This is a genomic window from Nocardia farcinica (genome assembly GCF_029867845.1).
Lineage (GTDB): Bacteria > Actinomycetota > Actinomycetes > Mycobacteriales > Mycobacteriaceae > Nocardia > Nocardia farcinica_A.
The window spans coordinates 1-13,459 of the sequence record NZ_JARWRU010000168.1 but is presented as its reverse complement, the minus strand read 5'-3'; the positions used below and the strand labels follow the sequence as shown (position 1 = coordinate 13,459).

Genomic DNA, 13,459 nt, shown 5'->3' with positions numbered 1-13,459 from the left:
TTGGGGCGCGACCGGGGCGGGCCGGCTGTTTCCTTCGCCGTTCGCGCTCCCTTGGGGGGGGGGCCCCTTGCGTTCGGTCACGGGGCTCCGGGGGGTGCCCGGCCCTGCTACGGCCCGGGCACCCGTTTCGATCAGCGCGGTCATCGCCTCCGTGGTGTTCGGGTTGACGACCACGATGCGCATCAGGCAGCGGCCTCCGCGGAAGACGCGGCGGCGGGAGCAGCTGCCCGCGGGCGGCGCGAGAGCAGGTAGTAGACCACGAACCCGAGCCCGCAGCCGATGAACCAGCTGTACTGGGCGGTGGTCGCCATGCCGGGCAGGCTGTTGAACAGCACCGGGAAGACCGCGACCAGCGCGCCGACCACGGTGGCGATCACCGCGTTCGGGTTGTAGCCCTTGCGATACCAGTAGCTGCCCTGCTCGGACATGGTGAACAGGTCGTCGACGACCACCCGCTGCTTCTTCACCAGGTAGTAGTCGGCGATGAGGACGCCGAACAGCGGGCCGATGAACGCGCCGAGGGTTTCCAGCGTGTAGTGGATGACATCAGGGTTGTTGTAGAGGTTCCACGGCGTGATGAGCACCGAGCCGACGGCGGCGATCATGCCGCCCCCGCGCCAGCTGATCTTCTGCGGGCTGACGTGGGAGAAGTCGAAGGCCGGGGAGATGAAGTTGGCGACGATGTTGATGCCGATGGTGGCGATGGTGAACGTGATCGCGCCGAGCACGATGGCGAAGGTGGAGTCGATGCGCGACACGGTCTCCACCGGGTCGGTGATCAGCTCGCCGTACACCGGCAGGGTGAGCGAGGCGGTCACCACCACAAGCAGCGAGAACACCAGGAAGTTCACCGGGAGGCCGAGCAGGTTGCCGCGCCGGACGGCGGCGAAACTGCGCCCGTAGCGGGAGAAGTCGCCGAAGTTGAGCATCGGGCCGGAGAAGTAGGACACCACCAGCGCGATGGCGCCGAGCATGACCGGCACGGCGTCGAGGCCGTGGTGGGTGACCTCGCCGAGGTTCAGATCGATCGCGCCCCAGCCCGCCTTCCAGATCAGGTAGCCGCACAGCAGGAACATCACGACATAGACGGCGGGACCGCAGAAGTCGATGAACCGGCGGATGGATTCCATGCCGCGCCAGAACACGCACGCCTGCACCACCCACAGCAGCAGGTAGCAGCCCCAGCCCAGCGCCGACAGCCCGAGGAAGCCGTAGTCGGCGGTCACCGCGTACGGGGCGAGGCCGGGGAACAGCTTGATGAGCACGATCTCGAGCGCGGCGGAGGCCAGGAAGGTCTGGATGCCGTACCAGGCCACCGCGATCAGGCCGCGGATCACCGCGGGGATGTTGGCGCCGAGCACCCCGAAGGAGCTGCGGCAGATGACCGGATAGGGCACGCCGGTCACCTGACTCGGCTTGGCGACCAGGTTGCAGAAGAAGTAGACGAGGGAGATGCCCGCCAGCAGGGCGACCAGCACCTGCCAGCTGGACAGGCCGAGCGCGAACAGGCTGCCCGCGGTGACGTAGCCGCCGACGCTGTGCACGTCCGACATCCAGAAGGCGAAGATGTTGTAGGAGCTCCAGGTCTGCTTCTCCAGCGGTGCCAGGCACTCGTTGGTGAGGCGCGGGTGGAAGTCGGCCGTGCCCGCGGCCGAGTCGGTACTCGACGTGACGGCGGGGGCGAGGGTGTCGGTCGTGGCGATGGTCCCGTCCGGGAAGTGGAGATCTATCGCCGTCAACGGTAGGAATCGGCTATTGCCCCGCCGTTGCCCTTCCATTGCCCCGCCATTGCGGGGCCGATATATCTTTCGGCGGACATCCTCGTGCGCCGATGCCTCCCCGAGCGCGAGCGTCCGGTCAGACCGCCGGACCGATCAGGCCTGCGACGATGCGTGCCGAGAGCATGACGAGCGGCAACCCGCCACCCGGATGCGCCGAACCGCCGACCAGGTACAACCCCGGCACCGGAGAGGTGTTGGCCGGGCGGAGGAAGGCGGCGCGCGGGCCGTTCGACGAGGAGCCGTAGATGCTGCCGCCGGGTGTCCGGGTGCGGCGCTCGAGGTCGGCGGGCGTGAGGATCGTGGTGTGCCGCAGATTCGGCCGCACGTCGAGACCTCGATCGGCCATCACCCGCAGCACCCGCTCGGCGTATCGGTCCGCCGAACCCGGTGTGTCCCAGTCCATTCCGGCCTCCGGCTCGTGGCGGGGCGCGTTCACCAGGACGAACCACGCGCCGGTGCCCCGGCCAGGCACGATCGCGGGGTCGTCGGGAGCGGATATGTACACCGTCGGCCTGGCCACCGGGCGCTTCGGCCCGCCGATACCGAAGACCGCGTCGAATTCCGCGTCGTAGTCCTCGGCGAAGAGCACCCGGTGATGCGGGGCGGCGGGTGGGTCGTCCAGGGCCAGCAGCAGGACGAAGCCCGACAGCGAGGGGGTGGCGCGGCGCAACCTGGCCGCGGCGCGCCGGGCCGGCGGGGTGGTGATCAGGCGCTCGTACACCTGACGCGCGTCGGCATTGGCGACCACGATGTCGGCGGTCTCGACGCGGCCGTCGGCGAGCGCGGCGCCGGTGACGCGCCCGCCCGGATCGGTGGTGAGTTCGGTGACCGCGCAACCTGTCTCGACCGCACCGCCGAGTTCGAGCAGCCGGTCGCGCAGCGCGACCGCGATGCGGCCGAGGCCGCCGTACACGTACCAGGAGCCCCAGGCCTGCTCGGTCCACGGGATGGAGGCCAGCGCCGCGGGCGCGCGGCGGGGATCGGAGCCGGTGTAGGTGGCATAGCGGTCGAGCAGCATCGCCAGGCGCGGGTCGCGCAGATAGCGGCGCCCGAGTCCGCGCAGGGTGTGCCAGGGGGCGACGGTGCGCACGTCCGAGGGCCTGGCGATGCCGCCGAGCATGGTGCGCACGCTCATCGGGGATTCCAGGAAGGGGCCGTGGGTCACCTCCCAGACGGCCCGCGCGCGGTCGAGCAGTGCCGACCACTGCGCTCCCCGGCCGGGGCCGAGCGCGTCGTCGAGCGCGGCCGGGATGTCGGCGAGATCGCCGGGCATGTCGAGTTCGGCACCGTCCGGGAAGCGGTACCCGGCCGCGTGCGTGAGCCGATGCAGACCAAGCGCGTCGTGGACCGAGGCGCCGGTGAAGGCGAACAGTTCCTCCAGCACCTGCGGCATCGTCAACAGCGAAGGGCCGGTGTCGAAGACGAAGCCGTCCCGCTCGACGACGCCGAGCTTGCCGCCGATCTCCTCGGACTGCTCGAGCACGGTGACGCGGTGTCCCATGGCCCGCAACCGCAGCGCCGCCGCCAGACCGCCGACACCCGCGCCGACGACCAGCACCCGGCTCACGCCCGCGGCCCTGTCCGGTCACGTCCGCTGTGTGCGCCCATCCCACCGCATCCTTCCCCGTCGGGGACCCGCGGCGATTTTCCGTGTTCCAGGTCTGGCTGTGTTCCGGGTCTCGCTCGGGTCCGCGCCTCGTCCGGCAGTGGGCAGCCCGGTCACCGACACGCACCGGGGCACCCGCACCGGCACTCTGCCACGATGGCGCCCCGGTGTCCCGCAGCCCGCGCGGTGTGCCGGGCGCGCGGTCACGGCGCGGCGGGAACGTCCTCGGGGGCGAGCAGGCCGGTGTCGGTGGGCAGGGTGCCGATAACGCACTCCAGCCTGCGGTGATGCGCCTCGGCGATCTCGAGCAGGCGGTCCACGTCGCGGGCGAGGAAGGCGTCGAGCATCTGGGCGTGGTCGGCGTGCAGCAGCACCCGGTCGGCGGCGTCGATGTGCACCATCGCCTGCACGGGTTCGGTGACGTTCCAGGCGGTCTCGAGCATGTGCAGCAGGCGGAACATGCGCGACGGCCTGGTCAGCGCGACATGGAACTGCCGGGACAGGCGATGGTAGGCGACCGGATCGTCGTCGCGGATGGCGGCTTCCAGCCGGCTGTGCACGCCGAGCAGGGTCTCGATGTCGGCCTCGGTGGCGCCGCGGGCGGCGGCGGCCAGCGAGGCGGTCTCCAATGTCTGTCGCACCATGTACATTTCGCGTAGTTCGGCGGCGGTGAGCTGGGCGACGGTGTACCCGGAATGCGGCTGGTGGGTGACCAGCCCCTCCCCCATCAGTGTCTTCAGTGCTTCGCGCACGGGTATGTGGCTGACGCCGAACAGTTCCGCGACTTCACGCAGCGGAATGGCCGTGCGCGGCGGCACGGCCCCGTCCAGGATCACCCGGCGCAGTTCCCCCAGGATGATCTGGGGTCTGCCGGGCTCGTCGACCACCAACCGGGCGAGCAACGCGGATCGTCGGCGTGGCGGCATGCCCACACGGTAGGCGGCTCGTGTTGCGATCTCGGTCACGCATGTGACGGACAGGAAAATGTACGTACAGTTGGGCACTCGACCGGAAACCGGCCGCGCCGTGGCTCAGGCGAGTTCTTCGATCTTGGCGGCCAGTTCGGCGCCGGTGAGGGGCTCGCGGGCGATGACCGCGATGGTGTCGTCACCGGCGATGGTGCCCACGATGTAGGGCAGCGCGGCGCGATCGAGGGCGGAGGCCAGGTAGCCCGCCGCGCCGGGCGGGGTGCGCAGGACGGCGATATTGCCGCTGGCGTCGGTGGAGACGAGCAGATCGCCGAGCAGTTTGGACAGCCGGTCGGTGCCGCCGGTGACGCCGCGGACGGGACTGCCGTCCTCGGGGACGACGTAGACGCCCGCGCCGCCGTCGGCCGCGCGCAGCTTGACCGCACCGAGTTCGTCGAGATCACGCGACAACGTGGCCTGGGTGGTCTCGATGCCCTCGGCGGCCAGCAACGCGGCCAGCTCGGTCTGGCTGCGCACGGCGTGCGCGGAGAGCAGTTCGACGATGCGGGACTGGCGGCCCGCCCTGGTGCGGGCGATGGCGGGGCTCTTCCCGTCGGAGGAGCGCCCGCCGTCGATGGCGCGCCCGGAACCGCGTTCGGGGATGGACACGCTCACAGCGCGACGCCCTCCCGTTTCGCCAGCAGCCACACCAGCAGGGCCTTCTGCGCGTGCAGCCGGTTCTCCGCCTCGTCCCAGACCGCGCTGTGCGGGCCGTCGATGACCTCGTCGGTGATCTCGTCGCCGCGATGCGCGGGCAGGCAGTGCAGCACCACCACATCGGGCGCGGCGTGCTCGAGCAGCGCGGTGTCGAGGCGGTACGGGACGAACGGGCCGACCCGGTCCAAGCCGTCGTTCTCCTGGCCCATGGAGGTCCAGGTGTCGGTGACCAGGGCGTGCGCGCCACGGGCGGCGGCCACCGGGTCGCCGGTGACGGTGATGTTCGCCCCGGTGTCGGCGGCGCGCTTGCGCGCGGCCTCGAGCACCCAGGGCAGGGGCTCGAAACCGGCCGGGGCGGCGATGGTCACGTCCAGCCCGGCGGTGACGCCGCCGAGCAGCAGCGAGTGCGCCATGTTGTTGGCGCCGTCGCCGAAGTAGGCGAGTTTGCGCCCCGACAGCGAGTCGAAACGCTGCCGCAGGGTCATCAGGTCGGCCAGCACCTGGCACGGATGGAACTCGTCGGACAGCGCGTTGACCACCGGAACCGTTGCCGCCGAAGCCATCTGCTCGAGCCGCTCCTGCTCGAAGGTGCGCCACACCACCGCCTCGACGTAGCGGGAGAGCACCCGGCCGGTGTCGGCGAGGGTCTCCTCGCGGCCCAGCTGGGTGTCGCGGCCGTCGACGACCACCGCGTGCCCGCCGAGCTGGGCGATGCCCATCTCGAAGGAGAAGCGGGTGCGGGTGGAGTTCTTCTCGAAGATCACCCCGACCCCGCGCGGGCCCGCCAGCGGGCGGCGCGAGAACGGCGCCTTCGCCAGCTCCAGTGCCAGGTCGAGGATCTCGGCCTGCTCGGCGGGCGTGACGTCGTCGTCACGCAGGAAATGGCGCAGTTCGCCGGTCATCACCGGGCTCCCTTCGCGTCGGCGGCAGCGGCGTCGAGGATGCCGGGCAGATCGGCCACGAAGTGCTCGGCCTGGGTCTCGGTGAGCACCAGCGGCGGCGCCAACCGCAGCACGTTCGGCTTGGGGGCGTTGATGAGATAGCCCGCCTCCCTGGCCCGCGCCTCCACCTCGGCGGAGACATTCTGGGTCAGGGCGACGCCGATGAGCAGGCCCGCGCCGCGCACGTGGTCGATGAGCGGGTGCTCGAGCACGGCGATGCCGTCGCTGAGCCGCTTGCCGACCGACTCGACGTGGGCGAGCAACCCCTCCTCGTCGATGGTGCGAAGCACCGCGAGCGCGGCGGCCGCGCAGACCGGGTTGCCGCCGAAGGTGGTGCCGTGCATGCCGGGATTGAACAGTTCGGCGGCGCGGCCGGTGGCCAGCACCGCGCCGATGGGCAGGCCGCCGCCGAGGCCCTTGGCCAGGGTCATCACGTCGGGCACGATGCCGGCGGCCTGGTGGGCGTAGAAGGTGCCGGTGCGGCCGATACCGGTCTGCACCTCGTCGAGGATCAGCAGCGCGCCGTGGCGGGAGGTGATCTCGCGGGCCTTGGCCAGGTAGTCCAGCGGGGGGACCACCACGCCGGACTCACCGAGGATCGGCTCCAGGAAGACCGCGGCGGTGTGGTCGTCCACGGCGGCGGCCAGCGCGGCGGCGTCGCCGTAGGGCACGTGCACGACGCCGGGCGGCATCGGCTCGAAGGGCGCCCGTTTGGACGGCTGGCCGGTCAGCGCCAGCGCGCCCATGGTGCGGCCGTGGAAGGCCTCCTCACAGGCGACGATCTTGGTGCGGCCGGTGAGCCGGGAGATCTTGAACGCCGCCTCGTTCGCCTCGGTGCCGGAGTTGCAGAAGAAGGCCTTGCCCTCACCGTCGCCGAAGTGCGCGAGCAGCCGCTCGGCCAGTTCGATCACCGGCTCGCTGACGTACAGGTTCGACACGTGCCCGAGAGTGCCGAGCTGCTGGGTGACCGCCTCCAGCACGGCCGGGTGGCCGTGGCCGAGGCTGTTGACCGCGATACCGCCGAGGAAGTCGAGGTAGCGCTTGCCGTCGGCGTCGTAGACCACCGCGCCGGAACCGCGCACCAGCGCGACCTTCGGGGTGCCGTAGTTGTTCATCAGCGCCGTCGACCAGCGCTGCCGCAGCCCCTCGGTGCCCTGGTTCGCGCCGGAGCCTGACTGTGAAGCGTTCATTGCGTCTCTCCTCCCGGAGTCACCATCGTGCCGATTCCCTCTCCGGTGAACAGTTCGAGCAGGACCGAGTGCGCCACCCGGCCGTCGATCACGTGCGCGCTGGGCACACCGCCGCGCACCGCGCGCAGACAGGCTTCCATTTTGGGGACCATGCCCTCGTCCAGGCTCGGCAACAGCTGCTCCAGCGCATCGGCGTCGATGACGCTGGTCAGCGAGGAGCGGTCCGGCCAGTTCGTGTACAGGCCCTCGACGTCGGTGAGCACGACCAGCTTCTCCGCGCCGATGCCCTCGGCGAGCGCGGCGGCGGCGGTGTCGGCGTTGATGTTGTGCACCACGCCGTCGGCATCGGGGGCGATGGTGGAGACCACCGGGATGCGGCCGGCGTCGATGAGGTCGAGCACCGCGTCCGGGTCGACCTCGGTGACGTCGCCGACCAGGCCGATGTCGGTGGGCTCGCCGTCGACCAGGACGGTGCGCCTGGTTGCGGTGAACAGCCGAGCGTCCTCGCCGGAGATGCCGACCGCGTACGGGCCGTGGGCGTTGATCAGCCCGACCAACTCGCGCCCGACCTGACCGAACAGCACCATCCGCACCACGTCCATGACCTCCGGTGTGGTGACCCGGAATCCGCCGCGGAATTCGCCCTGCATGCCCAGTTTCTTCAGCATGGCGCTGATCTGCGGGCCACCGCCGTGCACCACCACCGGGTGCACGCCGACGGTGCGCAGGAAGGCCATGTCGGCGGCGAAGGCGCGCTTGAGCTCCTCGTCGATCATGGCGTTGCCGCCGTATTTGACGACGACGATCTTGTCGCGGAACTTCTGCAACCAGGGCAGCGCGTTGGCCAGGACGTGCGCCTGCTCCAGCGCGGTGAGGTGTTCGACGGCGGTCATGAGCTGTAGGCCGAGTTCTCTTCGACGTAGGCGTAGGACAGGTCGGTGGTGCGCACCATCGCCTCGCCGTCGCCCACGTTCAGTTCCACGTGCACCGCGATGTCCTCGCCGGACAGGTCGACCTCGCGGGCGCCGGGCACGCCGACGCTGTCGACGCACACCGGATTGCCATTGAACGACACCGAGATCCGGTCCGGGTCGAGGGTGATGGGCGCGATGCCGACAGCGGCCAGCACCCGCCCCCAGTTGGGGTCGGAGCCGAACAGCGCGCACTTGACCAGGCTGTCGCGGGCGATGGCGCGGGCGGCGATCACCGCCTCGTCCTCGTCGGCGGCGCCGGTGACGGTGACGGTGACCCGCTTGGTGACGCCCTCGGCGTCGGCCATCATCTGGGCGGCCAGGTCGTCACAGACGGCGAAGACGGCGGCGTCGAGCTCTTACTGGGAGGGGCGGACGCCGGAGGCGCCGTTGGCCAGCAGCAGCACGGTGTCGTTGGTGGAGCAGGAGCCGTCCACGTCGAGCCGGTCGAAGGTCAGGCGGGTGGCCTTGCGCAGCGCGGAGTCCAGCGCGTCGGCCTCGACCAGGGCGTCGGTGGTGAGCACCACGAGCATGGTGGCCAGCGCGGGCGCCAGCATGCCCGCGCCCTTGGCCATACCGCCGACGTTCCATTTGTCGCGATGGTGGAAGGCGGCTTCCTTGGGCACGGTGTCGGTGGTCATGATGGCCCGCGCGGCCTCGGCGCCGCCGGACAGGCCGCCGCCCATCTCGTGCACGATCTCGGTGACGGCCGGGATGAGCTTGTCCATCGGCAGCCGGTCGCCGATCAGGCCGGTGGAGCAGACGGCGATCTCGCCCGCGCCGGTCTCGGTGCCCCAGTTGCTCAGCGCCGTGGCCAATTCCTCGGCGGTGCGGTGGGTGTCCTGGAAGCCGCCGGGGCCGGTGCAGGCGTTGGCGCCGCCGCTGTTGAGGATGACCGCGCGCAGCCGCCCGGACTTCAGCACCTGCTGCGACCACAGCACCGGCGCGGCCTTGACCTTGTTGCTGGTGAACACGCCCGCGGCGGCGTATTCGGGGCCTTCGTTGAAGACCAGCGCCAGGTCGGGCTTGCCGCTGGCCTTGATGCCCGCGGCGATGCCCGCCGCCCGGAAGCCGAGCGGGGCGGTCACGCCCTGGGTCCGCACCAGCTTGCCGGTGCCGCTCTCGGTTGTCGTCACGGTGCCACTCCTACGGTGGGAAGTCCTTCGGTCTCGTCGAAGCCGACGGCCAGATTCATCGACTGCACCGCGCCACCGGCGGTGCCTTTGGTCAGGTTGTCGATCGCGCCGATCACCACGAGCAGTCCGGCGTCGGTGTCGACCTCGACCTGCAGGGTGACCGCGTTGGAGCCGAGCACGCCGCCGGTCTGCGGGAGCATGCCCGCGGGCAGCAGGTGCACGAAGGGCTCGTCGGCGTAGGCCTTCTCGTAGACCGCGCGGGCCTCGGCGGCGTCGACGGTGGTGGGCGCGGTGCAGGTGGCGAGGATGCCGCGCGGCATCGGCGCCAGCACCGGGGTGAACGAGACCTTCACCGACCCGTCGGTGAGCGCCGAGAGGTTCTGCGCGATCTCCGGGGTGTGCCGGTGGGCGCCGGCGATGTTGTAGGCACGCACCGAGCCCATGACCTCCGAGCCGAGCAGGCCCACGTCCAGCTTGCGGCCCGCACCGGAGGTGCCGCTGACCGCGACCACGTTGACGGTCGGCTCGACGATGCCCGCGGCGACCGCGGGGGCCAGCGCCAGGCTGGACACGGTCGGGTAGCAGCCGGGGACGGCGATCCTGGTGGCACCGCGCAGCGCCTCGCGCCCGCCGGGCAGCTCGGGCAGGCCGTAGGGCCAGCTGCCCGCGTGCTCGGAGCCGTAGTACTTGGTCCAGGCGGCGGCGTCGCGCAGCCGGAAGTCGGCGCCGCAGTCGATGATCACGGTGGATTCGGGCAGCTGCTCGGCGAGCGCGGCGGACTGGCCGTGTGGCAGGCCGAGGAAGACCACGTCGTGACCGGCCAGCTCCTCGACCGTGGTGGGCGCGAGGGTGCGGTCGGCCAGTTCCAGCAGATGGGGTTGGTGGGCGATCAGCGGGGAACCCGCGTTGGAGCCCGCGGTAAGCGCCCCGATCTCGAGGCGCCCGGCGCGGTAGCGTGGATGGGCGAGCAGCAGGCGCAAGACCTCGCCGCCCGCGTATCCGCTCGCTCCGGCGACAGCAATCCGCAGGGGGGCATCCGAATCAGCCATGAAATGATTATGCACGACAATGCAAGCTCATTCATGACTGGGTGCGCGACGCGCCGCTCCGCAGCGCGGGCTCCCGCTCGCCGCCACCCCCGAGCAGGCGCGCGACCAGCGGAAACACCAGCACGGTCGTGGCACCCGCGGCGACCATGGTGGAGGCGACGTCCGCGCCGAGCAGATCGGCCGATGTCGCCACCTGGGTCACCGCGACGATGATCGGCAGGCCGGTGGCCGCGTACAGCGCCAGCCGGGTCCGCTCCCGACCGCTCGCGAGGTTCGCGCCGTGGGCGACGAACCGCTCGCCGATCCAGACCGGACCGCCGCGCACCACGGCGATGGTGAGCACGAAGCCGAGCCACAGCAGCGGGCTGCCGACCACGGCGCCGATGTCGATGCCCATCCCCGACACCACGAAGAAGACCGGGATGAAGACGCCGAAGCCGATCGTCTCCCACGCCTGGCCGACCCGGTCCGCGCCCGCGGGCACCAGGGTGCGCAGGATCAGCCCCGCCGCGAACGCGCCGAGCACCACGTCCAGATCGAACGTCTCGGCCACGGCCATGAGGATGAGCAGCAGGAGGAAGACGACGCGCACGGGCAGTTGTGTGGTGCCGCCGCTCAGGCGTTCCAGCAGCCCGGCCGCGCCGGGCACCCGGTCGAGCACCCGCTGGTTGACCAGCGCGACGAGCATCGCGGCGAGGACGAACAACAGCAGCACCACGAGCGCGGAGACCAGGCTGCGGCTGGTCAGCAGGACGGACATGGCCACGATGGGGCCGAGCTCGCCCACCGCCCCGTGCGCCAGGACCGCCCGGCCGAGCGGCTGGGTGAGCAGCCCGTCCTGTTTGACGATGGGGAGCAGGGTGCCCAGCGCGGTCGAGGTCATGGCGATCGCCACCGCGATCACCGAGGTGACCGAAGGGCGCGTCATCTCCGGCCCGGCCAGCCCCTCCCACCAGGTCAGCGCGGCGACGGCGGCGAAGGCGAGCGCGAGGCACACCACCCACACCGCCCATGCCTGCCCGCCGGAGCGACCGCGCAGCAGGCGCGGGTCGAGCTCGTAGCCGGCGAGCAGGAAGAGCATGCCGAGCCCGAGTTCGCCGACGAGTTCGACGCCGCCGCCGGAGCCAGCCCAGGCGAGCGCGTGCGGGCCGATGAGGATGCCGAACACCAAGAGCAGCACCACATCCGGGACGTAACCGCGCAGCAGCCGGGAGATCACCGGCGCCGGCGCGGCGGCCAGTGCGATCCAGAACAGGGAGACGATCGGCGAGGCGGACGACTCCGCGGCTTCGGCTGCCACCAGATCCATCGGGCGATCGTGACACAACGGTGACGCGACTCCACGGGACTCGCCGGACAACGGACCGATGCGGTCGCCGATCGAGGGCGCACGTTCCGCCGGGCGCGTCGTCGGCCACGACGGACACCGGTGCGCCTCAGTCGGATTCACTCCGAGACGGGCCGGGCAGCGGCCGGAATCGCGCACACCCGTCGATCCATTTTCAAGATCGACAATTCCCGACACATTCCGGCAAACGGCGAATCCGCCCTTCCGAGGACGGAATTCATCCATCCGGCGACCACGCCGGGTCACGACCCGACACCGGCTTGCCCAGGCGCGCCCCCACTCCGTGACCGACGCCCCCAATTTCCCGAACACAACTATTCATGGAATTCGAACAGCCCCGCTTCCACCCGCCCGGGGCATCCTCCGACGGCCGCGGAACAGCCGGGTCGCAGACGGGCGAAAACCCGGACCCGAGCACGCCGACGATCCACAACAACCGCTTCTACCTGCGACTATCTGCTTCGATCCGGGCGAATCAGGGGATTTCGGACAGGCTTTCCGTTGCCCCGATCACAAAAATCGGGTCGCAAAACGTGATGTGTGCCACAAATTCGCCAGAACACTCGCTCGAACATCGAATCGATTTCAGCGCGCCGAGCAGGAGTAATACAGTTATCCCTCGATAAATGGTTCAGACATGAGCGTCGTTACCGGCACGTGATTGTTCGAGATTGGTTCGTTATGGTCGAACCCGGCCCGATCGACCGAGACGGGTACGCCGCTCGAACCGCCGAACACCGACAGACCCTGTCCCACGGTTCGAGAGACCCCGACATCCACTGGGGACAGGGACTCCGGCCACACAGCCGAGTCGGTGGGCGCAGCGAGGAAACTTCTCATGTCGCAGAACCGAAAGATCAGCACCCGCGTCGCCACCTTCGTCGCCGCTGCCGGCGCCTTCGCCGCCATCCCGTTCGGTCTCTCCACGGCCACCGCCTCGGCGAACAACTGGGACGCTGTCGCGCAGTGCGAGAGCGGCGGCAACTGGGCCATCAACACCGGTAACGGCTACTACGGCGGCCTGCAGTTCTCGCAGAGCACCTGGGAGGCCTACGGCGGCACCGGCTACGCCAGCAACGCCAGCCGCGAAGAGCAGATCCGCGTCGCCGAGAACGTTCTCGCGGGCCAGGGCCCCGGCGCGTGGCCGGTGTGCGGCGCCTACCTCTGATCGTCGCACCCGCGATCGAGCGCGCAGGCTGAGCGGTTCTCCGCTCCCGAAGCCACCTGAACGAGCACGACAACCCCTGTCATCACCGTCGATGACAGGGGTTGTCGCTGTTTCGGGCCGGTGGCCACCGCCCACCGCGACGACCCAGCCCGGTGAACCTGTCATCTCCTGTCAGGTTCGGCGGATATTCTGCCCCTGTGCGCGCTAGTCGTCTGCTGAGACTGCTGTTGCTGTTGCAGACCCGGGGGAATATCAGTGCGCCGGAGCTGGCCGCCGAACTCGAGGTCTCGGTGCGGACGGTCTACCGCGACGTCGAGGCTCTCTCCGCGGCCGGGGTGCCGGTCTACAGCCAACAGGGTCGCGGCGGCGGAGTGCGGTTGCTCGACGGCTTCCGTACCAGAGTGACCGGCCTGACCTCCGAAGAGGCCGACGCCGTGCTGTTGACCGGCCTGCCGGGCGCCGCCGCCGACCTGGGCCTCGGCACGGTGCTGGCCACCGCCCAGCTCAAGGTGCTGGCCGCGCTGCCGCCGGAGATGCGCGGCCGCGCCACCCGCATCGCCGCCCGCGGCCCCGTGGGCCCGCCCGGGGGGGTGCGCCCCCCCCCGGGCCCCCCCCCCCGCGACGGATCGAGCCGTCCCCCTCAC

At 70.7% G+C, this 13,459-nt stretch carries 11 protein-coding genes and 2 pseudogenes; 2 read left to right on the top strand and 11 right to left on the bottom strand.

Annotated elements, in window-relative coordinates:
• The 11 genes and pseudogenes from QH283_RS03485 to QH283_RS03435 all read right to left on the bottom strand — a co-directional run.
• A pseudogene (locus tag QH283_RS03485) lies at positions 1-183 on the bottom strand (hypothetical protein); the annotation flags it as partial.
• On the bottom strand, positions 183-1,730 hold the full coding sequence (locus QH283_RS03480) for an NCS1 family nucleobase:cation symporter-1 (RefSeq protein ID WP_432420649.1): 1,548 nt from the start codon (positions 1,728-1,730) through the stop codon (positions 183-185). The gene QH283_RS03480 and the pseudogene QH283_RS03485, both read right to left, overlap by 1 nt.
• A 127-nt stretch (positions 1,731-1,857) precedes the next feature.
• Entirely contained in the window at positions 1,858-3,348 is a 1,491-nt protein-coding gene (locus QH283_RS03475; protein WP_280501573.1) for a phytoene desaturase family protein, read from the bottom strand.
• A 242-nt stretch (positions 3,349-3,590) separates the two neighbouring features.
• Positions 3,591-4,313, bottom strand: a complete 723-nt coding sequence (locus QH283_RS03470) for a GntR family transcriptional regulator (RefSeq protein ID WP_280501572.1) — start codon at positions 4,311-4,313, stop codon at positions 3,591-3,593.
• A 105-nt stretch (positions 4,314-4,418) separates the two neighbouring features.
• A complete protein-coding gene (locus QH283_RS03465) occupies positions 4,419-4,931 on the bottom strand; it encodes an arginine repressor (protein ID WP_432420648.1) in 513 nt (170 codons plus the stop codon).
• A gap of 35 nt (positions 4,932-4,966) precedes the next feature.
• Positions 4,967-5,914 (bottom strand): ornithine carbamoyltransferase, encoded by a 948-nt coding sequence (gene argF / locus QH283_RS03460; protein ID WP_280501571.1) that lies wholly within the window; start codon positions 5,912-5,914, stop codon positions 4,967-4,969.
• On the bottom strand, positions 5,914-7,143 hold the full coding sequence (locus tag QH283_RS03455; RefSeq protein ID WP_280501570.1) for an acetylornithine transaminase: 1,230 nt from the start codon (positions 7,141-7,143) through the stop codon (positions 5,914-5,916). Before QH283_RS03455 ends, argF begins: the two co-directional genes overlap by 1 nt.
• Positions 7,140-8,036 carry an acetylglutamate kinase gene (gene argB / locus QH283_RS03450; RefSeq protein ID WP_280501569.1) on the bottom strand — a complete coding sequence of 299 codons (897 nt, stop codon included), beginning with the start codon at positions 8,034-8,036 and terminating at the stop codon, positions 7,140-7,142. Before argB ends, QH283_RS03455 begins: the two co-directional genes overlap by 4 nt.
• A pseudogene (gene argJ, locus QH283_RS03445) lies at positions 8,033-9,250 on the bottom strand (bifunctional glutamate N-acetyltransferase/amino-acid acetyltransferase ArgJ). The gene argB and the pseudogene argJ overlap by 4 nt, the downstream one beginning before the upstream one ends.
• On the bottom strand, positions 9,247-10,299 hold the full coding sequence (gene argC, locus QH283_RS03440; protein ID WP_280501568.1) for an N-acetyl-gamma-glutamyl-phosphate reductase: 1,053 nt from the start codon (positions 10,297-10,299) through the stop codon (positions 9,247-9,249). The pseudogene argJ and the gene argC overlap by 4 nt, the downstream one beginning before the upstream one ends.
• A 31-nt stretch (positions 10,300-10,330) precedes the next feature.
• Positions 10,331-11,608 (bottom strand): cation:proton antiporter, encoded by a 1,278-nt coding sequence (locus QH283_RS03435; RefSeq protein ID WP_280501567.1) that lies wholly within the window; start codon positions 11,606-11,608, stop codon positions 10,331-10,333.
• 877 nt (positions 11,609-12,485) lie between these two features.
• Between QH283_RS03435 and QH283_RS03430 the strand changes: the two genes are divergently transcribed.
• Positions 12,486-12,815, top strand: coding sequence for a transglycosylase family protein (locus QH283_RS03430; protein ID WP_280501566.1), 330 nt, complete (start codon positions 12,486-12,488; stop codon positions 12,813-12,815).
• A 197-nt stretch (positions 12,816-13,012) separates the two neighbouring features.
• Positions 13,013-13,459 (top strand): helix-turn-helix transcriptional regulator (locus tag QH283_RS03425; RefSeq protein ID WP_280501565.1); only part of this gene is annotated, 447 nt, incomplete at its 3' end.